Origin of the sequence: Neorhodopirellula pilleata (genome assembly GCF_007859915.1) — a bacterium.
Taxonomy (GTDB): Bacteria; Planctomycetota; Planctomycetia; order Pirellulales; family Pirellulaceae; genus Rhodopirellula; species Rhodopirellula pilleata.
The window spans coordinates 1,318,048-1,340,935 of sequence record NZ_SJPM01000001.1 but is presented as its reverse complement, the minus strand read 5'-3'; the positions used below and the strand labels follow the sequence as shown (position 1 = coordinate 1,340,935).

Sequence of the window (22,888 nt, the reverse complement as noted above, 5' to 3'; positions counted from 1 at the left end):
AACCTATCCGAAAAGGGGTCTGACCCTCTCGGGCGATACCCTCAAACGAATGAATAACGACTCGCCTCCAAAGGGTCAGAACCCTTTTCGGATACGTTCTTAGGGTTAGGGCGCAGCGAAAGACGCCAAGACTTTCGGTGATTGCGGGTCCCTGCCCCAATTCTTGGCGAGTTTCGCTACCCTTTAGCTCAAATGGAAAAATTCACACTCAAAGGAACTCACCAGCGTGCTCTCCCCATCACGTTTTTTCGGATTTTTTTGCCTCTTGGCAAGTTTGATTACCCCCGCGTTCTCCGACGGACCCGCTGATAATCAGGCCGATCAGGTTCGCCCGATCCCGCCGCCGGGGATCAAGATCGAGCCCGCAGTGATCGAATCACTCCGACGCCGATGTGAAGCGATCCGGTCGGATTGGCGTTCGTTGAGCATCGCGGGAAAAACAGGTGGTGGCGACTTTCAGTCGCCAAGTCCTGAAACGGCGACTGAAAGTCGCCGCCACTTAGAAAGCGAAGTGCTCGTGTTACCCCGCGCGGTCGAAATGGCGATTGAGTTCAACCAGTTCTATCACGTCCGCGAAGCCGATTGGGCGGCCAAGTTGCTCGGCGAAGCCGAACGCCGGATCGACGTCGTGCGTGGTGGCGGCGATTGGGCGGCCGTCATGGGGATTCGTGACGGTAGCTCTCAACGAGAGCTGATCGGTGGCTATCGTTCGCGGATCGACGGTTCGCTGCAGCCTTACTCGGTCATCATTCCTCAGGGATTAGGACAGAACGACGTTCGACCCCGTCGGCTGGACGTTTGGTTTCACGGCCGTGGCGAAACGCAGAGCGAGGTCGCATTCTTGGCCAAACAAAGTGAACTCGTTGGCAAGTTCCATCCCGGGCAGTCCTTCACGCCCTCCGACACGATCGTCTTGCATCCCTACGGTCGGTACTGCAACGCGTTTCGATTCGCCGGCGAAATCGACGTGCTCGAAGCGCTCGCCCACGTTCAATCGCGTTTACCCGTCGATGGCGACCGCATTAGTGTCCGAGGGTTCTCGATGGGCGGAGCGGGGTGCTGGCAGTTCGCGACCCGCTACGCCGATCGTTGGTTTGCCGCCAATCCTGGAGCGGGTTTTTCTGAAACGGCGGAGTTCTTGCGGACGTTTCAGGGCGAGAATGTTCGCGAAACGATGCCGCTGTTTCAGCAAACACTGTGGCAGCTCTACGACAACCCGCCACTCGCAGTGAACCTAACCAACTGCCCGTTGGTCGCCTACAGCGGCGCGATTGATCGACAAAAACAAGCCGCCGACGCGATGGAGACGGCGCTGCGTGAACTCGACATCGACATGGTCCACGTCATCGGACCGGAGACCGGGCACAGCATCCATCCGCAATCGCGGATCGAGATCGAGCGGCGAATGGATTCGTTGTCACGCGTGGCTGACAATGCCACACCACGACGTGTCCGCTTCGCCACCCCGACGCTGCGCTACCACCAGATGCACTGGATCGACATCCAAGGTTTAGAACAACACTGGAAGATGGCTAACATCGATGCAAGAATCATCAGGGACGATACCATCGAAGTGCAAGCCAACAATGTCACTCGATTGTCGCTGCGATTTGAGCCGGGCCGTTGGCCAGGAAAAAAATCAGGCGAGGTCCTTATCCAGATCGGCGGACAAACATTGAACGGACCGCTCGTCCGGTCGGATCGATCATGGCAGGCTCATCTTCAGCGTGATCAAGACCATTGGTCGCTCGTCGAGGCGTTCGCCCCCGCAGGTTTGGTGAAGCGTCCGGGGTTGCAGGGCCCGATCGATGACGCGCTGATGGACTCGTTCTTGTTCGTCCTTCCGAGCGGCAAGAGCAACGATCCTGTCGTTCAAAAGTGGATCGAAGACGAGTCGCACCACGCAATGGACCAATGGCAAAGACACTTTCGTGGCGACATACGAGCAGTCCAGGATGAGGAAGTGGACCCGGCGATGATGGAATCGAATCACTTGATCCTGTTCGGCGACTATCAATCCAATACGTTGATCAAGCGTTTGATCGATCTGATGCCGATCCGATGGGACGGCGAAACCATCCAAATCGGCGATCATTCGGTCCCCAGCGCGGGCCACGTTGCGGCCATGATTTACCCCAATCCGGTCTCACCGAACCGCTACGTGGTGCTTAATAGTGGTTTCACGTATCGAGAATACGACTACCTCAACAATGCTCGGCAAACGCCCAAACTTCCCGATTGGGCTTTGATCGATGTGCGGGGCGGGGCGACAACGCAGCTACCCGGTGTGCTCTCGGCGGTCGGTTTTTTCGACGAAACATGGCTTCCTTAAGTGAGGGCAACCCGATGCGTTAACCCGCATTCGGAAAAGCTTGTTAGAATCATGCGAGGTCGCTGCGCCCCGAGATCATTCGACTCGGGCCTGGAGAAATACTCCCGCATTGCCGGGACTAGAATGCTTACTCTCAAGGAATTAGTTCCGTGTTGACTTGGTTTTCGGTTCAAACGCCGACGTTGGCCGATGCATTGCTGACCTCGCATTGGTCAGACCGCTTTGTCGAGCACCTCTTCATCGGTCCGATGTGGCCGGCGACGCTGCTGGCGATGTTCGTGTGGGCGTTCGTGCTGATTTCGTTGCTCGGGTTCTTCACTCCGGATTTCGGCTTCGGCGGTCCCGATATCAACGTTGATACTGGAGTCGATATCGATCCTGGAGTCGAGGTGGATGCAGGGTTGAACACCGACGCTTCGGTCGATCCGGGACACGATGTTCACGGTGATTTCCTGGGCGGATTCGCCGCGGCGACGTTGAAAGCGGTGCATCTGGATCGAGTGCCGTTGTTGATTTGGCTGGCGGTCTTCAGTCTGCTGTTTTGGGTCGTCACGTATGTGATGTGGTTCGAATTTGATTCCCGGCGATACGCCCCGATATGGTTGCCCAGTGTTTTGCTGGCGATTCGCAACGGTGTGATCGCGGTCGTGTTGACGCGATTCTTAACATCGCCACTGCATCGCTTGTTGGTCCCGCCGACGCACTACCATCGTGAGACATTGGTCGGCGGCACCGCTTCGGTGGAAACCCGCCAAGTCGACGGATCGTTCGGGCGGGCTCGCTATGCGACCAACGCGGCACCGTTATTGATTAACATTCGCACCGCCGGCGAAGTGATTCCCAAAGGTTCGCGCGTGAAACTACTGGCCTACGACCCCGGGAAAAAGGTTTATCTGGTTGAGCAGGATGCACCGGTTATCACGACGGCGACGAGTCCCGACTGACGGCCGGATATTCGGTCGGCGATGAGACGATAAGCCCTCGACACGCGTTTCATCTCGTCGTTTCTGTTGAGGTTGCTTTCATGCCGTTCCTGTCCGGTAGTCTATCGTTCGAGCGTTTTCGGGTCGAGAATTTTGCGTCAGAGACGTTTGACCAAGAGCACCTTGAGCGGATGCAACAGTACGTTGCCGGAAGAACCGAAACGAGTTCGACCGAGAACATTCACACCGGATTCTTGGGCGGTGCGCACCTTTTCGATCAAGATTTTGACTTGAATAAAAACGTCATCAATGAAGCCGTCCATTTCGGGATTCGGATCGACACCAATCAAGTCCCTTCGGCGATCAAGAACGCCTGGTTGTCGATGGAGCTGGCAGCATTGGCCAAAGACAACCCCAGCGGCGTGCCGACAAAGGCACAGCGTAAGGAAGCCAAGGAAGCCGTCGAGCAACGATGCGAAGTCGAAGCGGCGACGGGCAAGTATCGCAAGTTCCAACCGTACTCATTGTTGTGGGACATCGGCTACGAAATGCTGTACTTCGGCGGCACCGCCGGAACGGCCAGTGGCCACTGTGCGGACTTAATCGAACTCGTTTTTCAGGTTCAACTCGGCCACGTCAGCGCCGGAACGATCGCCCTGGACTGGGCCACCGACGCCGGGCGATACGCCGAAATGGACGATGTTGTCCCGGCCAACTTTGTCGCCCATCAATCGCATTCGATGGTCGCCTGGGCGAACGAGCATTCGGCCTCGCCAGATTTCTTGGGTAATGAGTTCTTGTTGTGGTTATGGTGGAAACTCGAGAACGAATCCGACACGATCGCGTTACCCGATGAGCAGGGCGAAGTGACGGTGATGTTGGCCAAGACCTTGTCGCTCGAATGCCCCGTCGGCGAGAACGGCAAAGAAACCATCTCGGCTGAATGCCCGAACAAGTTGCCCGAAGCGATGCAAGCGATTCAAAGCGGCAAGCTACCACGTAAAACAGGCATGACGATTGTCCGCGACGGGCAGCAATTTGATCTGACCTTGCAAGCGGAAACCTTCGGCATCAGCGGGGCGAAGATACATTTAGACGAAGACGACGACGACTTCGGCCCCGAAGACCGAATCGACGCCGTCCGAACGCTGTGTGATACCGTCGACGGCATGTTCCGTTCGTTCTGCGACCGACGAACCGGTTCGAATTGGCAAGAGGATCTATCATCGATGCAAACCTGGCTAGAACCAACCTCAAAACGCCAACGCCACGCCGCGTAATAGGCTTTGTTCCCGTGGATTGCGGCCATTGTGAGTGAAAGCAGCGATTATTTCTTTCTAACGCGGCCAAGATAAACTTTGTGGTGATCGTTTCCGCCTGACATGATGTACGCGACAAGGTCTCGAATCTCGTCAGGGTTCATTTGGTTCAGTAAGCCTGTGGGCATTTGTGATATCTGAGACACGCTCAGGTCTTCGATTTCGGATCGTTTCACCATCGTCGGTTCTGATCGGGGATCGGATCCATAGACCATGATCGTCTCGTCGTCCTTGTCAACGACCAATCCATTGAGCACTTTGCCGCTGTCGAGCAACACCATCGACGATTGATACTGGTCGGAGATGTCCTTGCTGGGATCAACGATGGCTTCCAATAGATATTTGCGGGTAAACTTGTTGGGCACGCTGGTCAGATCGGGTCCGACACCACCGCCGAGACCGCTAAAGCGATGGCATGTTCCGCAATTAACCGCGTGGAACAAACTACGCCCTCGATTGAAATCCAGCTTGTTGGAGTTTTTCGTGTCGACGGCAGCGATTGCGGCTTCGAGAGTCCATTCTCGGCCAGGCCCGGTCGGTGGAACGATCGGGAAATCGGGAATCGGGTTAAAGTTTTCGCCTGTCAGTTCGGTGAGCGCCAGACGTTCTGTGTCGCTGCATGTCGAAAGTGCTTCGTCGCGAATATTGGTCAGGTAGCCGGGATAGCTGGCCCCTCCGTTGGCTTTCGCCGCCAGGTTCAGGAACGTAAAGTACTGTCGCCTAAGTTCGGGGGTCCATCCGTTGCGAAGACTTCTAAGCGTGAGAGCGACGTCGATTGCGTCAGTCGGTGGCGGATTCTTTGTGATCTGCTTCAACGTGTTGCCATAGCGAGCATTCAATTTTTCCACACCACTCCAAGAAACCGGTCGGCCGGTACCTCGACTCGCAATCAACTGCATGCCCTTCGCTGCCGCAGTAGGTGCCCGCAAGAACACCAGTAGTCGTAGCAGTTCATGATTGACGTCTGCGTCCGATGACGGCAAGAGTGGATCGAGCCTCGCGATCAGCTGCTCGCGTTGTGTTTTGGCCGGACTGCCCAGTCGCTCCAGTACGAGAGCGTAGGCTCGCAGTAGGCCGAGTTGTTTTGCAACATCGAGTTCACCAAATGGCAGCTCATTCAAACTCGCGAGCAACGGCTCGCGATGACCACCATTACCCCTGCGAGCCAGCGCCACTGCGGACGTAATTCTTGCTTGCGGGTAGGATTCGGGAAAAACTTTGGCAGCCCACTCATTAACGGGTTGTGATTCGATCGCGATTCTTGCGGCATGTCGCAGGAAACGATCGTCACTGGCAAGATAGGGCCAAGCGATTTCGACGGCGACAGGATTACTGATACCATGAAATGCTTCCAGCTTTCGCCGCGTCTTCGCAGCCTCCGGCAACGCGGCGGGCGCTGCCGGGGCCGTCGAAGCCTTCCCCGTGTAGACCACTCGCATCAGTTCCGATTTCGTTCCCCGCCCGCCAGTTGCAAAGTAAAGTGCGCCGTCGGCACCCACGACAGCATCAGTCACAGGCAAAGCCGGCCCGGCAACAAACTCTTCGGATTCCGCTGCGTAGCTTGCTCCATCAGGAGTCAAGTGAATTGCCAGGATGCGACCGTACGTCCAATCCAGCGCAAACACCGCGTGCTGGTACTTCGCGGGAAACTTCGTGCCGCGACCGCTGACGACTCCAGTGGGTGACCCCGGGCCAATGTTGACCAACGGGGGCAGGCTGTCTTCGTAGTATTCCTTCCACTTGCCCGAACCACTGCGCCAGCCGAAGTCTCCTCCGCTGACCGCGTGGCAGATTCGAGTCGGTCGATACCACGGCAGACCAAGATCCCATTCCATGTCGGCATCGTATGTAAACAAGTCACCGTGGGCATTTAAAGCGGCATCGTATTCGTTGCGAAAACCCGCACAGAACAGATCGTGTGTTCTGCTGGCGGGATCAAATCGCGTGATCCATCCGCCGGGTGCCAGGATGCCGGCTGCGTGGCCTCGCGGATCCCACTGCCGTGGCAGCAACAAGTCTTCCTGATGCGATGGATTGCGTCGACGAACGATGCTATCCGCGGACGGCAATGGAGTCTGGTTTCCGGAAACCGCATAAATCTGATTGCCGTCTTCCGTGTCGACCAACGCGTGATTGCCATGTTCGCCCTTGCCAAAATATTCCGATAGCAGTTCGGCGTGATCTGGCAAATCATCGCCGTCCGAATCGGTCACGCGATACATTCCTTTGCCTGTGATCGACGCGTACAAGCACCCTGACTTCCACAGCAGTCCCTGCGCGCTCGACAAGTCAACTGGCAGCTTTTCGACGTGTGGTTCACTGTTGCCTTTGATTGTGACTCGGAACAAACCCAGTCCGCCTTGATCGGATGCAATCAACCGGCCTTGGTCATCGATGGTCATAGAAACCCATGATCCCTCAGTTTCCTGCGGGACCGAGTACACCGTTTCCACCTTGAATCCCTTCGCGACACGCAAACTGCCGGCATCGGTCTTTCGGTTTCTTGATCCACCTCCTGCTTGCGACTGCGTCGCGGCGGGAGCTGCGGCGTCTTTCTTCGTGTCAGTATTGTCGCTGGTTTGGGGAGACACTGTCGCGATAAGCTGCTTGCCCTCTTGCAGACCAAGCTTTCGCAACCGCAGATCTTTGAATTCGACTCGCATTGGCGGCCCCTTGTGCAGTTGAAGCCCCAGCTTGCCACTGGTCATCGCGTCTGGATGCTGATCGGTGACATCAATGGTCGTCACGCCGCCAACTTGATGAATCAATCGGCTGCCGACGGCGATGATACGGATTTCGTTCCACTGCCAGTCGGCGAACTTCTGCTCGTTACCCATTTTGCCGGTTTGCTTCACTGCGGCGTTCGCGTCGATCTCGACCTTCTGCCCACGAGTCGCAATCTTGCCTCGACTTCCGTACTTCTCGCCATACAACATGCCGAAGAACTTTTCGGCCGGGTGCAAATCCATTTGGTACCCCATCAACGCCAAGTTTGGCTCGTCGATGAATTGGCTGCGGTACTGGACGCCCGAGTTATTTCCCTTGAATCGAACCTTCGCCGTGAATTCAAAGTCGGCGACATCGCCGCCCTGCCATACCAGGAATGTGTTGGCATCGATCGTGTTGTCGCGAGTTGTCTCGCCAACGATCACGCCGTCCTGAACACTCCAGAAACCAGCCAGCCCTTTCCAGCTGGACAGATCCTTGCCGTTGAACAGCGTTTCCAAATCAGCAGCCCGCGCTGTGGAGGTTGTGAGAAGTGCAAAGAGGATCAGTGACAGTGTGTGTTTCATCGTCGTCTTCATTCAATGTTGTTGGATAGGGTGTATTGGTTAGCGGCAGAAGTACTGCGTTCGGAAATTAACCGGCCCCAAGCTTTCTTCCTGCGATTCTGAATCGTGAATGGTTATTTTGCTCGACGTGTCTTTTCGTTCGCCTTCTCAGCCGAAGCAACTGTGTCTTGCTTGCGTTGCGTTACCGGATACCAGTCGATCAGCCGACCTCTGAGTTCCTTCACAACCTGAGGTTGTTGAGCCGCGAGATTCACTTTTTCGTGCGGATCGTTCTTCAGGTCGAACAACTGCGGCTCGCCACCGGACGGCGGAAACTTCATCTTGCCCGGGGCACCGTCATACGTCAGCAGCAGCTTGGTTTGATCTTCAATTACCCAGCGGTACAGAAGCGATGCTTCCGGGTTTTCGATGTCCGCGATATCGTGAGCAAACGATTCACCGAAGATGGTATCTCGAGCGATCGGCGTTTCCGATTTTAGGTTGGGCAACAGGTTGAGACCGGGCAGGTTCGCCGGTATGTCTGCACCGGCTGCGGCCAGCATCGTGGGAACGATATCAATGCTGCTACACAATTCCGGCCGATCGGCAGGATGGATTTGTGCAGGCCACCGAAACATAATGGGTGTGCGAGTTCCCGCTTCGTAGGGACTGCGTTTGGACCTCGCTGCGTAGCCTTTCGAGTTGGGATCCTGAACCCAGCCATTATCAGTGACATACACGACGAGCGTTTTGTCAGCGATGCCTTTTGCATCAAGCCGGCCCAGCAGTTGACCGCAGGTTTCATCAAACCATTCGCACATGGCGTAATACTTCGCGACAGATTCCGTCCGCCCCTCCTGCTGGTACTTCTTCAGAATCCGTTCCGGCGGGTTGTGAGGCGTGTGCGGCAGGAACGGCGCGTACCATAGGAAGAAGGGTTTCTTCATATCGACGGCCGTGTCGATGAAATCGTTAACGGGCTGCATCCCTTCGCGACCGATCTTCAAGCCGTCGTCGCCATGCCGTCCGCCCTTTTCCGGGTAGCCGCGAGTCATTCCGTGAGTAAACCCGCCTCGTTGAAAGCTGCCTTCCCACCACTTACCGGACTGAAAGCTGAGGTAGCCTTTTTCAGCCAGCATTCTCGGCACGGTCGGATGCTTGTCGATGTTGGAGATCAGCAATTCGCGAGCACTTTCTCCTGCTTTAGTGGCATGTGCTCGATTAGCATCCGTTGCAGCCGGATCGTTTCCTGTAACGAGATTTTGATGCGAATACAGCCCCGTGATCAGCGTCATCAACGACGGCCGACACAGTGCAGTTGGCACATAGCCGCGTCGGAACCTGGCACTGTCCCTTGCCAGCTTGTCCAGATTCGGGGTCTGAATGGCGTCATGCCCCATAAAGCCGTAGTCGGTCCATGATTGATCATCGGAAAGAATCAAAACGATGTTGGGTGGCTGATCTGCTCCTGCAACAGAAGCGAACGCGACGAATGCCACCAGAGCGACAATTTGTGTTCGGATCATGGGTGGATGTTTCGCTTCTTAGTTGGATGGCGTTGGTAATTGCGAAGAAATGGATGTTAGTTCGATCAACAAGGAACTATCGATCACTGGTTTTCTTTGGCGTTGTGAATACATGCAGGACGAGAGGAGCGGAGCCGGAATCGGTCGGTGGGTCAACCTTGGCGAGACCGTTCTCGAATTTTCCCGCAGAGCTGCGATTGCCTGTCAGTGGATGAAACCATTCGCCGGTCAACGTAGAGGGTGCACCGGCAATGTTCAGGGTGAAGGACTGAGCATTGGCCCGGAAAGCGATGTATTCACGGCCAGGCTGTGCCAGACAATATCCGTTGCTGACGAGCGTGTCCGAGGGTTCGAGTTCCGGGCTGCCTTTCTCCGGCCATGTCACCGACTTGTTGTAAACCTTGATCAGAATGTGGGCTTGGATGCCTCGCTCCATGATTGCCGTCATTACGCGATCGTAGTGTTGCCAATAATCGACGTTCATCCGCGAATGATCGGGCGACTCGTTGCTTCCTTCCCACGGAAAGAGTTCTGGCGGACCGTAGTCGTCGGGACCACTCTTGCCCTTTCGCCACTTCGTGTCATGAGCATAGGTATTGAGAATGACGTAGATGAATCCGTGTCGAGCCAACAAATCCAACGACTTCTCAACCGTGGGGACGTCAGGCTTGCCCATGTCGAGAGCCCACAGCCAGTCGTACTCGTATGCCTGCATGAAGAAACGCGTGCCGTCGGCAAGAATAAAGTGGTGTGGATAAGCTTTGTCGACCTGCAAAACGCCTTTGACGTTCGGGTTTGAATTCTTGATGCACGAAAACGATACCGTTCTTCCGTTCAGTTCAGAGACGCCGGATTTTGTCGTAAGCGACCAATTACCTTCCGAAGTAGGTGCGACACGAATCTTCCATGTGCCATCTCCGGCGTAGAATCCTGGTATCGTGAACGACGTTCCATTGGGGCCGTTCACCAATGCGGTCAATTGAGTCTGAAATGGATTGCCAATCGCAGTGTTTGCCGTGAAGGCAAAGTCATGTGGCTGCCAACAAATAGCGGACACATTTTCGTCGGCTCGTGCAGTTCCATGGACGAAGCTGGGCAAGGCCAGTAACGCAGCGACGGCAGAGATCGCTACCGCGTAAGTCCGACTATAAATCAGAGTAACAATCATTCGTTGTTCCCCTTTGTCCTATTGCCTTTGGGCTTCTTTCGCTTGCCCTTACCTTGTGATTCAGTCCCTGGGTCGTAGTCAGGGTTGACTTCGGTTGGAAGTTTCGCGTCTGTCTTGTCGAACCATTGGAGCATTTCGTCCAACAACTCATCCCGCTTGTCCGTTTTAATATTCGCAAGCTCTTGTCGTTCGCCGATGTCCTCTTTGAGGTTGTACAACTCGACCGCGCGATTGGTAGCCAGCTTCTCCCTTCCTCCGTCGAGCTGCCATTCTTCGTGGTAGAGGTACAGTTTCCAATGATCCTTATTGATTACGCTCACCGGACGGGAGCGAAAGACTGGATCGCGGCCCCGGGTTACTGGCGAGTCGAGATAGCCTGGGAAGTGCCAGAAGATGGAATGGCGTTGAAGCGGCCCGGTTTCCTTCAGTAGCGGTAACAAGCTCTCGCCATCGAGAACCTTGCCCTCAGGAACGTCGGCCCCAGCTGCTGCGAGAAAGGTTGGAAATAGATCGACGCTGATGACGGGCACGTCACAGCGTGATCCCGGTTTCACCATGCCCGGCCAGCGAACAATGAACGGCTCACGAATCCCTCCTTCGTGATAGCATCCTTTGTTACCGCGTAACGGTTCCTGAAGCGAACCTCCGGTGGCACCATTGTCGCTGGTAAAGACGACCAGCGTGTTGCTGGCCAAGCCGAGTTCATCTAATTTCTTAAGGAGAATGCCAACACTGTCATCCAAGTCGTACATACAACCGGCATAAAGAGGGTCTTTATGTTGCTTTCCAGCCGACTTGGCTTCAAATTTGTCTAACGATTCTTGACGGGCTTGCAGTGCGGTATGGAGGGGCTCGCGCCGAGGTCAGGCTGGGTTTTCGGTTTTTCACTTGCTCACTCGCAAAAGAACTTTAGAACGCCAACATAAACGAACCGGTTGCCGGAATCGGAATCTATCCATCTGCTTATCGCACGCAGAGTCGCAGATTTGAGTGCCACTACGTTTTCGCTCGTTTCCGCGAAACCTAGTCTGACGCTTTGATTAGTATCATAGAAAATCCTGCATCACGAAAACGCAGGACGGATTGATTCTGCCCTTCATCTGTGCCTTATCCTGGACGAACCACACCCTCCTCAATTCTTACTGCAGCTTGCTATTATGGAAATTATCCACAAGATTCGATTTGCCTTGGCCGTTTGGATTGCTATCTGCGCGCAGTTGTACGTCGCCGCAGCGGATCCCGTGTCTGGCCAGAAATCGTCAACGCGTGAGGTCACGGTTCTTAATCGCGGCGTTCCGGGCGAAAACTCAAGTGAAACGCTGATTCGCAGCGGGCGCCTCGAAGCTGATCAGCCGACCCATGTCGTGATCATGCTTGGCATGAATGACGCGATGAACTCAAGAAAACTCGTCAGCATTGACAAGTATTCGCAGAATTTAACGGCGCTTATTAAGCAGTGGCGCCGGGTTGGAGCCCAGACGGTTGCGCTGGTGACGAACCATCCCGTGAACACCGATTATCTGAAGGAGAGGCATCCGACACATCCAGCTCGTGAAAGCTTGCAGGCACATCTCGAAAAATACAACAGCGCAGTGCGTGAAATTGCGGAACGCGAACAAGCATTGCTGGTCGACTGGAATGCCCGCATCATTGCTCTGAGCCCAAACCAGGATGTCGCGTCAACGGTTTCGGACCGCCAAGGCTCGTTGATACGAGGCGTCGCCAATTCTGGGGCGCGTGACGGCAATCACCTCACTGCACATGGTGGTTTGGAACTTGCCAAAGAAATCGCGCAAGTCATCCGGCCACGTGTAAAGCAAGGTGACGTGATCGTATGCCTGGGAGACAGCATTACGTTCGGCAGCCATCTTCAAGGTGCGGGCACTGCCACGGGACAAACCTATCCGGCGAAACTCAGCCGATTGCTCAGCGGCGACAGTAATGAGGCAGATGTTGTCGTCTATGGTGGTACGTCTGCGGGCATCGCGTCTGCGGTGCAGGCGGCGCGGATGGGATTGACGGTCAAAATGATCTGCCCGCATGGGAAGGTGGGCGGCATGACTGGATCGGGGCTCAGCGCGACGGACATCCCCGATCACGAATCGATTGGTGGGATTTCGCGTGAGTTTTACCAACGCATCTTCAATCACTATTCCGATCCAGCCGCATGGACACGAGACAAGCCCGAGCCCTATTTCGATTCGATCACGCGCCGAGTCTTCACCGGACGCAATCTGAAACTGAAGATGATGTGGGTCTTTGAGCCCAGCGTGGCCCGATCTGTGTTCGAGAACATGCTGGATGAAGCTGGCGTCGAGATCATTCGCAACGAACGGCTGGACCTTTCGGATGGGGTCAGGATGGTCGACGGATCGATTCACGCGGTGCGTCTGGAAAGCGGACGCGAAGTGTCCGGTCGCATTTTCATCGACGCCACTTACGAAGGCGATTTGTTGGCCAAGGCTGGGGTGTCCTACACGGTTGGTCGAGAACCGAACAGTCAATACGGCGAGACGCTTAACGGGATCGTGCCCGGAGATGTCGTTGGCAAAGATGGTGTCTCTATCAGTCCGTACGTTATTGAAAACGATCCCGATTCCGGTTACCTGCCATATCTGCTGCACGAAGTTCCTGGCAAGGTCGGGGAAGGCGACAACCGAATTCAGGCGTACTGCTACCGCATGACGCTGACTGATGCGCCAGACAACATGCGGCCGATCTTCAAGCCAGCCAATTACAATCCGCTCTGGTTCGAGCATTACGCTCGCACGCTGGCGTTAAATCCTCAGGCCGGCGTGAATACGGGAATCATCACCGTAACGCCGATGCCCAATCGAAAGACCGATATCAATCACTGCGATTTTGTCGGAGCGAACTTCGAGTGGCCGGAAGCAGGTTACGAACGGCGGGCCGAGCTCGCCCAAATGCACAAGGACTATGCACTTGGAAAAGTTTGGTTTCTGCAGAACGACCCGCGCGTACCTGAGTCCCTCCGCGAGAAGATGTCACAGTACGGATTGCCCAAAGATGAGTTCACCGATACGGATAACTTTCCCTACCAGATCTACGTTCGCGAGGCTCGCCGCATGCAAAGCGACTATGTCATGATCGAACAGGACATCAGGGGCAAGCGTACTTGCGACGACCCCATTGGCGTGGGGAGCTATTGGTTTGATTCGCACTTGGTCAGTCGCTTTGTCGACACCGACGGCAAGGTTCGAGAGGAAGGTGGCTTTTGGAAAAAGCGTTTCAATTATCCGATCAGTTACCGCTCGATTCGGCCCCGCAAAAGTGAATGCAAGAATCTATTGGTGCCCGTTTGTCTGTCGGCCTCTCATGCCGCCTACGGATCGATCCGAATGGAGCCGGTCTACATGGTTCTGGGGCAATCCGCAGGGGCTGCGGCCGCAGTGGCGGTCGAGCAGGATATTCCCGTTCAGGACGTCGACTATACCCAACTGCGCGAGCGGCTAGTGGCCGATGGTCAAAAGCTGAAGCCCTGAACGCGGCTTCAGCGAAGTGTCGAACCATTGCACTCGTCGAGCCACTTTCGCGTCGTTTGGCAAGATTTGGGTTGTCACATGCGGACAGAATCGCGATGCCAAATAACGGCCTTGAGTCAGCAGCCACGTTGATGCGGCTGCGAACATGGGGCGAGTGCAATGTTGGGTTATTGCCTGAGCTCCGGTTGTGTGTTGGCAAACTCGCGAATCAAGTCGCGTGTGTTGGCAACGAGAGGGTGGTCTGTGAATTGGGGGTCGATCGCGTCGATGTCGGCCTGCGCCATGGCGATTGCTGCGTTGGCCGCGTCGGGCTTCTGCCATTGTCGGTACAACGTCGACTGACTGCGATACAGCATTGCCCGCCAGCAACGATGTCGAACGCTGGTGGGCCACGTCTGAATGAGCCTGGTTTGTAGCTGGATCGCTTCGCTCAACTGAACGTCGGCATCATCCAAACGCGATTGCATGCTGGCGATTCGCGACAGTTTGTGACGTAGGTGGACTTCGGTTGCGAGATACACCGCATTGTCCGGGCTGCTCGCACGAAGCGTTGCGATTTCTGCTAACGCGTCTTTTAGGCGACCTTCGGATTCGTTGAACTGTCGTGGCGAACGCTGACCTCGAAGATTAACATCCGCAAGCGCTTCGACAAGTTCGAATCGCACGACGGCATCGTCCGGCGTTGCATGCAATTGATCGCGAAGAATTGAGACTGCCGCTCGGAAGTCTGTGTGTCTACTTCGTGGAGTCGTTGCCAGACGCGATCGACCTAATAGCGAGTTCGCATACAAGATGTTGGTCGTCCTGGTTTGCGATTGAGAGTTCTTCAATTCCTCAAGAATCTGAATAGCACTTTGAATATGCTGAAGATCATCGGCTCGCTGCTCGGGCGTAAGCGATTCGCCGCGACGAAGCTGCGGCGGACGGCTTCCCAGATTCAAGTGGGCTCGGGCGAGTTCCGTCTGTCCGGCTGTGTTGGAATCGTCAAGCCGAGACACGGCGGCGACTGCGACTTCGAAACATTGCATCGACTCCGTCCGATTGAAATCGGTGGCGTACAAGGCTCCGAGTTCGTTGTTCAAACGTGCAAGTCGCAGTTGCAAATCGTCAGCCGGAATCGACGCGGGCTTGCCACGTTCATTCAGCAACGTGATGCTGGATTTAAGCGTCTCCATACTGACCGACGTTCGCCCCAGGCTATGCTGAATTCGCGCGAGTTGAATACTGGAATCGACACTTTGCAAAATGATGTCGCTGCGAGTGGGCGATTGCTGCGACAGTCGTTCGTAGATCGGTTGGAGACGTTCCAGAATCTTGGCGGAAGTGGGGGAAGGTTCAATGCCGACATTCGGCAACAAGTCGTCGTCTTCGAATACTTCCCCAAGCGGAAGGTCGGCAGAATTTGGTGTTTGCGAGACGACATCAACCACACCATTGAGTGACTGCAGCGCGAGATCGACAGTTTGCTCAGACGCTTGCAAAGTATCGACAGAACGCTGATTCGCTTCTGACGTGACGAGAAAGGCAATCGTTGAAACGATGGTTGCGGCGATCAGCGCGAAAGCCGACGTTCCAACCGCAGCGGCAAGCTTGGGATTGCGGCGTACCCAGCGAACGAGTCGGCCCCAAAGTGAGATCCGTCTGGCTTTGATGGGTTCATCAGCAAGAAATCGTTGCAGATCGTCTCGCAGTTCGGCGGCGGATTGGTAGCGCTGCGACGGGTCGACATGGATCGCCTTGCCAACAATGGTCGAGAGATCCGTCGGTACGTCTGGTCGGACGGCGTGGATGGGCTTCAGGCTCGCACCTGTGATCGAGCTGATCAGGTGTTCGGCATCGGTCGCGTCGAAGGCTGGTCGACCGGCAAGCAATTCGTAAAGCGTGATTCCGATGCCATAGATATCGCCAGCTTTGTTGGATACTCCAGAGAATCGCTCGGGAGCCATATACCGCAGGCTTCCGCTGACCGTGCGAGTGTTGGTGATGTCGTTGTTGACGTTCTTCGCGAGCCCAAAGTCGGTGACTTGCGCGGTTCCGTTCGCTTCAATCAAAATGTTGGCGGGCTTGATGTCTCGGTGGATCACTCCGCTGGCATGAGCATACGAAATCGCATCGGCAACTTGTTCGCCGATGCGAGCCACGTCGGTGCAGGATGTTTCTGTGTCGGTAGTGTTCGCAGAGTCCAGTGACTTTCCATCAATAAGTTGCATCACCAGATAGTGCGAGCCATCCGATTCGCCGGTTCCATAGATCGGCACGATGTTGGTGTGATGCATCGCCGCGGCCGTTGTCGCCTCCCTGCGAAAGCGTTTCAGTGCTTCGTCGTCCAACAGGCTTTGCTTCGGCAGAACCTTGATGGCGACAACTCGGTCCAGTGATTCCTGATGAGCTTCAAAGACGACCCCCATCCCGCCTCGCCCGATTTCGCGAATGATGCGGTAGTCGCCGAGTTGCGAAATTTCACGACCGGCCAGAGTCGCCCCGCCGCTTGCTTCGACCTGCTCATTCACCTTGATACGTTCGATGGACGCGACAAGTGGGAACATGCGACGGATCGAATCGCTGAGCTCAGGATGCCGATTTGCGTATTCCTCAACCGTCGGCCGATCACCGTTGCGGTAGCGGGCAATAAAGTCGCTTGCATGGACATCGACCAACTCAAGAACGTCGTCAGTAGGTTCGGAAACTTTCATTCAGTTGGTTGCATCAGTTGGTTGCAATCGAGCGGTGCATGCAGAAGCCATCATGATTGGGGTTGCATCGTATCAGAAGCCGCAGAGACCGTCGGTCTGCACAGATTGCGAAATGCCGAAACTCCTGACGAGTTCCGCTGCGGGAACTTACTGACCTCGACGCTGACCGTCGCCTCGTCCTCCGCCACCTGGAAAATGGCTTCGACCTGCGACCATGCCAGCCGTGCGATCTTGCTCCAGCCACACTGTGAACTCTTGTGTAACGGGTTTACACCAGCCCTTTTTCTTGTTGCAGGCGAAGTATTGAATCTCAACCTTGATGGGCTTGCCAGCTTCCCAGTTCTTAACATCGACCAGAAACTCACGCGGTTCGGTGTCGGATTCAACGCTGAGCTTTTCAGCTTCGGCCATCGCCGGTGTGATGGTGACGCCATCGGCCGTGATGCGATACTTTGGCGGAGTTGCCAGGTTGTTCCATTCGGCTCCCAGAATCGGATCCTGTCGGAAACCGAGGTACAGTTGCCCGCTTCCAGTTCGCAGCAGTTGCTGATCGGCTTCAGGACGCAACTTGGCGTAGCGATTGGATTCTGTGAAATCGAGCGACTTCAAACTTTCGGCTTGCATCTCTTCGCCACCAGCCACGACCTTCAGTGGAGCGGCAATGCCCTCGAGCGTCTTGCGTTCAAAAAGCATGTCGTTGGGGTTGGTTCGTTGTGAAGTAAACTGAGGCAGATTCAGTTCAGCGACTGTTGTGACTTTTTCAGACGGTCCGACCAGTTCTTCAAGTGACTCACGCAGACTGGATCCTCGCCCCCACGAAGCTCGATGCACAATTTTGCCATCGCGATCGAACACGAACTGTGAATTTGGCGTCATCCCGAAATGCTGCTTCATCTCGCCATTCATCGTGTCAGTCAGCCAGGGAATCGACGTCTTGAGCAACTCTTTCGCGTGATCAACCTGAGCGAAGCGTTCCTGAATCGATGTCGGCTGCACATAGCCCCAGTTTTCCGGGTGAGTGAGCGATTGAAACAGAAAGTAGAACTGCACACCTTTGTCGCGATAGTCGGCGGCGACCGCTTCGATCTCCGGATAGGAATTGCGAAATTCAGGACATGTTAGACACCCGCCGACGACGACGGTGTACTTAGCGTCGAAGATGCTGTTGGCAGCAACCAACTTGCGGTCAACATTGTAAAGCTGCAACGAGTCCGGCAGCGTTGAGCCGATCGGAAGCTTCTCATTGAATTGCGCGTCACGAGGACTTACTCTGTCACGAGGCCGTTGGCGCTCAGCACCACGAGACGCCTGACCACCGCCGGCACCTCCGCGCTGACCACCTCGTCCACCACTTTGGCCCTGTCCACTTTGGCCCTGTCCACTTTGGCCCTGTCCACCTCGTCCTGGACTTTGTCCAGCCCCGCGACCGCCCTGAGCTGGTTGGCGGCCCTGAGTCGGTGGGTTCTTCATTTCCTGGTCAGCGTCGGGGTTCAGCGCGCCTCGGCGAAACTGTGACGCAAGTACGAGCAGCTCTTTATCGTTGAGTGATCCGTTCTTATCCGCGTCGGCGATTTCGAACGCGTCGTGCATGTGTCCGGGAAGTTCGTCAAGCGTCATCAGCCCGTCTTTGTTCGTATCAAGCGTCAGGACCTGAGCCGCAAATGCCGCATCCCCTTGTGCAGGGTCGCCGCCACGTCCGCCACCTCCTGGGGCGCCACTGCCCGGGCCACGCCCACCAGGACCTCCGGCATTTCCTGAACCCTGGCGTGCGCCACCGGGGCCGCCGCGTTGCCCCTGTTGTTCCCGCATCTGCTGTCCGCCGCCCGGACCACCGGGTCGGCCTTGTGCGCCTGAGCCTCCGTTTGGACGAAGTTCTTCACCTGTTAACCGGCCGTCACGATTGCGATCGAGCTTAAGTAGTGAAGCCGTTGCGTTTTTGATTTCATCGGCTGAAATTTCACCATCGGAATCGGCATCAAAAATTGCCAGCCACGGCGGAGCCTGTTGCCCAGCCTGTCCCCCCTGACCTCCACCGGGCCCACCAAACTGCCCGCCAGCGCCACGCCCTTGTTGACTGGGACCTCCTGGTCTTCCGGGTGGCTGAGCTTGCGCGATTGAATCGGCAACAAAAAACGTCAGGCAATAAACGGCGATTAAAAGTGCAGTGCGGCGCATTGGATGGTCTCGCGGGGTTTGGAGAATGGGTTCTTAGAGCCTATCCAAAAACCTCTTCACTCGCGTTACGTTAAGACTGTTAGTTTGGCTCTAGGAACTTTTCGAAGAGGCGATGACCATTCATCGTCGATGAGAAATGACGACGAGAAAAACTGACAGTCTACGTAACCCAAAGGGATGATTAGACTTTTGACTTCTCTCTTCGTTACTCCTTCTCGACAATAAATGTTCATTGCCTCGTCGTCGTGCCTTGAGACGAAGTCAAAGTTCTTAATCATCGCGAGGGCAAATAGGTTTTCGGATAGGTTCTTAGTCTTAAACCCCGGCGGGCAATCGAATCTACAGACGGGAGAAGGTTTTTTGCCACGAATCATTCAATCATTTCCAGCACACCTCGCAACCGTTCCAGCGCACGCATGTAGCGGATACTGGCGGCTTTGGGTTTGATACCCAATTCGATGGCGACTTCCTGGTTGGTCAGTTCTTCGAAGTGCCGCAGGGCGAGAACTTCCTGATCCATTTCGCTCATGCCGTCCAGAGCTTGTCGCACTTCGTCAATCAGCTCACCTTTGACAGCGACCTGGCTGGGCGATGTGATATGGGCGATGAAACGCTGAGACAGGCACAGCGACGTGTTGCCCCACAGGCCTGAACGACCGGAATTCGCTTCACGCAGCACAGATCGCGATTCGGTTTTAAGGTGTGTACGGTGAATCTTGCTGAGCGTTTGGCCGACGATGAGACGTAGCCACAAAAAGAGGGATGGAAAGTCGCCATCGACGTAATGTCTCAGCCGTTGTTCCGCTTCTAGATAAATTTCCTGTACGACATCGTCCGTGTCAACGCGCCCGCGGATTTTATCGCTGAGTCTAAAGTGGACGATCTGCCACAACCTTGAACGGTGAATCGTGAACAATTCTCCGAATACACTTGTGTCGCCATCAGCCAGTCGTTGTTGGAGGTCATCAAGCATGAAACTTTTTTTGTCGTGGCTGTAGATTGCTGAGAATTGGCGGGTTTCTTAAGGCAAGACCATCCAAACAACAGTTTATCAGTCGAGACTCCTTATGAGAATCAACACATTCTTTATTCAACCCCGCCAACTCCTGATGGTGTCGGTAGTCTTATGCACCCTGTTTTCGCACGCCACATCTCTGCGAGCTCAACAGGAGGCCACGAAAACGACGAGCCCACTGAAGCACATCGTCGTGCTGCTCGCGGACGACCTTGGCTGGGGGGACGTCGGGTTTCACGGTGGAGTCGCCGAGACTCCCAACATCGATAAGCTCGCAAACGAGGGTTTGGAACTGGAACGCTTTTACGCCTACCCCGCATGCAGTCCGGCTCGCGCAGCGATGTTGACGGGGCGTTTTCCCGGGCGTTACGGAATTAGTGGTCCCGTGCGACCTCGAGACGAAGGCCTGCCACTAACAGAACGTTTGCTCGTATCAGACTTCCAGGATGCGGGCTATCAAACGGCACTGATCGGCAAGTGGCACCTTGGTGTCTCCGACGATATGGCACGCAATCCGAATCGCCGCGGGTTCGATCACTTCTACGGGTTCATGGATGCGCATATCGACTACTACAAACATACAGGGATTCGCGACCGAACGGATTGGCAGCGCAATGGGAAAACGGTTACGGAAGATGGCTACGCAACGGACCTTTTGACGCGTGAAGCCGTTGAACTGATTGAGAAACGCGACAAGCGAAAGCCGCTGTTCATGGTCGTTGCCTACAACGCACCGCACACTCCGTTTCAGGCTCCTGAAGACCTGATCGCCAAATACAGCAACAAGCTGGACGAGCGGAACGCAACTTACGCCGCGATGGTGGATTCTCTGGATCAAGGCATTGGTGAAATTCTTGAAACGATTGAGAAGCAGGGCATGAGTCATGAAACAATCGTTGTCTTTGCTTCAGACAATGGCGCGGCACGAACGGGAACCAACGCACCGCTTCGAGGCCAAAAGCGTAAAGTGTACGAAGGCGGAATTCGCGTTCCCTGTGTCGTGAAGGCTCCCGGCGCGACAAAGGCTGGCACGAAGTCGCAGCAATTCGTCGCAATTCATGATCTGTTGCCCACACTCGCTGGAGCGGCAGGCGTTTCACTGAAAACAACCAAGCCGCTTGATGGTGCAAACGTTTGGGGGAATCTTGTTAACGATGTAGTGAAATCGCGAACACTGGTGATTGCTGAAGCAGACTTCGCGATCTTCCGCGATCAGTGGAAGCTGATTGTATCTGATGACGGCGACCGGGAGCTCTACGACATCGTTCACGACCCCAACGAAGAAAACAATCTTGCCGGACAACGCAACGCGATCGCGAATCATCTTGCTGACGAGTTGAATTTGTTCAAGCAACGAGTCGCGGCTGACCAGCCGTTCGACAGCCGTGCCCAACCGCAGCCAATGATCCTTGTCTCTGCCGACGTCGCTACTCAAGAAGGTTCGTCGCTGGCCGACGCGGAACTTCTAGGCGATGCCGAATACAACATCCTTGGCGACCGATTGGTCGAATCCAACGGCCGCAGAGTGCGACTGTTCTCTGGCACAGACAAGAACGGTGATGGCGAAATGGCCGGTCAGGTTTCCATGGTCAGCTCCGAAGTCTCGCCGAAAAGCCGCTGGTATCGCTTTGATATTACTGGCCTGGCTCAAGACGGTTTTGATGTCGACAACGACAATCTTTATCTGAAGGTCGAGTTCTTTCAAAGGGATGGCACTGATTCTCTGGACCTGATCAAAACTCGCATCTACCCGCAGGTTCAGCGAGAACGAAAAGACTTTCGAGACGAATCGACAAACGACAGTCTCGGTCATGCGATTTGGCGAACCTACGCGATGGATTTTCACACGCCGTTTGCTGAAGTCGATTCGGTCAAACTAAGCGTCGGGTTTTCTGACGGGAAGGGCAAAGGTAAGAAGGCGGAGTTCTGGGTGCAGTCGATGAACCTGCGTTCGATCGCAACGCCGACCGACTATCAACCGCCGGCAGCCGCGGACCGTCATTTCCCGCAACCGAACATCGACTCACTCGTCGCGCTCGGTGGCCGTTGGTACTACGATCCGCAAGGCGGCAACAAGGACGTCCCAAAGCAGTTCAACTACAAGAACTCTGATCAGCTGCTTTACAAATCGGGTCGCTTTGAAGCTCCTTTCGTTGGCAACATGTCTTCGTGGTTGCGAGCCGGCTATAAGGATATTGATGGCAACTTAGTTGAGAAAGATGAGTACAAGCCAGACTCGGTCGTGATTACGGTCACCGATGATCACATTGTGATGCAAAGCCGCAACTTGCCGAATCATCCCACCGCGACGTTCCCTGACAAGTGGAGAATGTTGGACAGCAATCCTTCGTACATTCAGGAAAAGGCCAACACGTGGTATTTGCCAAAGTATCCGAAGCTGGCAAAAGATCCGATCGCGATGGACTCCCAGAATTCCAACGGCGGACTTCCCATGGGACCAATCGGTGTGGCAACTAACGGCGTGATCTTCTTCAACCCGTTTGACCACATCTTTGAGACCGATGCCGTGTGGCGATTGGATCGCTGCTGTGGTCACCCAAGTCCGCAAAGTGCCTATCACTATCACAAGTATCCTGTTTGCGTGAAAACGCCATGGAGTGACGAAGGCCGAATGCACTCGTCGGTGATCGGGTTCGCGTTCGACGGCTTTCCGGTTTACGGACCGTACGAAGCGGACGGATTGCTGGCGAAGGACGACAAAGACAATCCGCTCAACGAGTTCAACCTGCACACGGACGAAGAGCGTGGCCCACACTATCACGTCACGCCAGGTAAGTTCCCGCACATCATCGGCGGCTACTGGGGTGAAGTTGATCCGAAGAACGGTCGCGGACGTCGGACGAGGTAACGTTTTAGGCCACGAATTTCACGAATCGACACGAATGTGGAAGAGTTTTGATTCGTGAAAGTTCGTGAGATTCGTGGCAGGCATTTAGAGCGT

The 22,888-nt window shown here is 55.2% G+C and carries 12 protein-coding genes; 5 read left to right on the top strand and 7 right to left on the bottom strand.

Annotated features, from left to right (window positions below; all coding sequences use genetic code 11):
* Positions 1–265: 265 nt before the first annotated feature.
* The 3 genes from Pla100_RS04280 (at position 266) to Pla100_RS04270 (ending at position 4,535) form a co-directional block, all read left to right on the top strand.
* Positions 266–2,332, top strand: coding sequence for a prolyl oligopeptidase family serine peptidase (locus Pla100_RS04280; RefSeq protein WP_146576350.1), 2,067 nt, complete (start codon positions 266–268; stop codon positions 2,330–2,332).
* A 149-nt stretch (positions 2,333–2,481) separates the two neighbouring features.
* On the top strand, positions 2,482–3,276 hold the full coding sequence (locus tag Pla100_RS04275) for an OB-fold-containig protein (RefSeq protein ID WP_231602687.1): 795 nt from the start codon (positions 2,482–2,484) through the stop codon (positions 3,274–3,276).
* 80 nt (positions 3,277–3,356) lie between these two features.
* Positions 3,357–4,535, top strand: a complete 1,179-nt coding sequence (locus Pla100_RS04270; protein ID WP_146576349.1) for a hypothetical protein — start codon at positions 3,357–3,359, stop codon at positions 4,533–4,535.
* A 47-nt stretch (positions 4,536–4,582) separates the two neighbouring features.
* Here Pla100_RS04270 and Pla100_RS04265 read toward each other — a convergent pair whose 3' ends face one another.
* The 4 genes from Pla100_RS04265 to Pla100_RS04250 form a co-directional block, all read right to left on the bottom strand.
* The gene (locus tag Pla100_RS04265; RefSeq protein WP_231602685.1) at positions 4,583–7,867 is read right to left on the bottom strand and encodes a family 16 glycoside hydrolase; all 3,285 of its coding nucleotides are present in this window, start codon (positions 7,865–7,867) and stop codon (positions 4,583–4,585) included.
* Positions 7,868–7,980: 113 nt separating this feature from the next.
* Complete coding sequence (locus Pla100_RS04260; RefSeq protein WP_146576347.1) at positions 7,981–9,372, bottom strand: sulfatase family protein; 1,392 nt, start codon at positions 9,370–9,372, stop codon at positions 7,981–7,983.
* A 76-nt stretch (positions 9,373–9,448) separates the two neighbouring features.
* Positions 9,449–10,540 carry a DUF5060 domain-containing protein gene (locus Pla100_RS04255; protein WP_146576346.1) on the bottom strand — a complete coding sequence of 364 codons (1,092 nt, stop codon included), beginning with the start codon at positions 10,538–10,540 and terminating at the stop codon, positions 9,449–9,451.
* Positions 10,537–11,376, bottom strand: coding sequence for a sulfatase-like hydrolase/transferase (locus Pla100_RS04250; RefSeq protein WP_146576345.1), 840 nt, complete (start codon positions 11,374–11,376; stop codon positions 10,537–10,539). Before Pla100_RS04250 ends, Pla100_RS04255 begins: the two co-directional genes overlap by 4 nt.
* Before the next feature lie 321 nt (positions 11,377–11,697).
* Here Pla100_RS04250 and Pla100_RS04245 point away from each other — a divergent pair, with 321 nt between their 5' ends.
* On the top strand, positions 11,698–14,043 hold the full coding sequence (locus tag Pla100_RS04245; RefSeq protein ID WP_146576344.1) for an FAD-dependent oxidoreductase: 2,346 nt from the start codon (positions 11,698–11,700) through the stop codon (positions 14,041–14,043).
* A gap of 167 nt (positions 14,044–14,210) precedes the next feature.
* Here the strand turns inward: Pla100_RS04245 and Pla100_RS04240 are convergent, their stop codons facing one another.
* From Pla100_RS04240 to Pla100_RS04230, 3 genes are all read right to left on the bottom strand, one after another.
* Positions 14,211–16,736, bottom strand: coding sequence for a serine/threonine-protein kinase (locus tag Pla100_RS04240; RefSeq protein WP_146576343.1), 2,526 nt, complete (start codon positions 16,734–16,736; stop codon positions 14,211–14,213).
* Positions 16,737–16,883: 147 nt separating this feature from the next.
* A complete protein-coding gene (locus Pla100_RS30330; protein WP_197167683.1) occupies positions 16,884–18,911 on the bottom strand; it encodes a redoxin family protein in 2,028 nt (675 codons plus the stop codon).
* A 370-nt stretch (positions 18,912–19,281) separates the two neighbouring features.
* On the bottom strand, positions 19,282–19,827 hold the full coding sequence (locus Pla100_RS04230; RefSeq protein WP_231602683.1) for a sigma-70 family RNA polymerase sigma factor: 546 nt from the start codon (positions 19,825–19,827) through the stop codon (positions 19,282–19,284).
* Between the two features lie 151 nt (positions 19,828–19,978).
* On the opposite strand from Pla100_RS04230, the gene Pla100_RS04225 reads away from it, so the two are divergent.
* The gene (locus Pla100_RS04225) at positions 19,979–22,795 is read left to right on the top strand and encodes a sulfatase-like hydrolase/transferase (protein ID WP_231602681.1); all 2,817 of its coding nucleotides are present in this window, start codon (positions 19,979–19,981) and stop codon (positions 22,793–22,795) included.
* Positions 22,796–22,888: the final 93 nt, after the last annotated feature.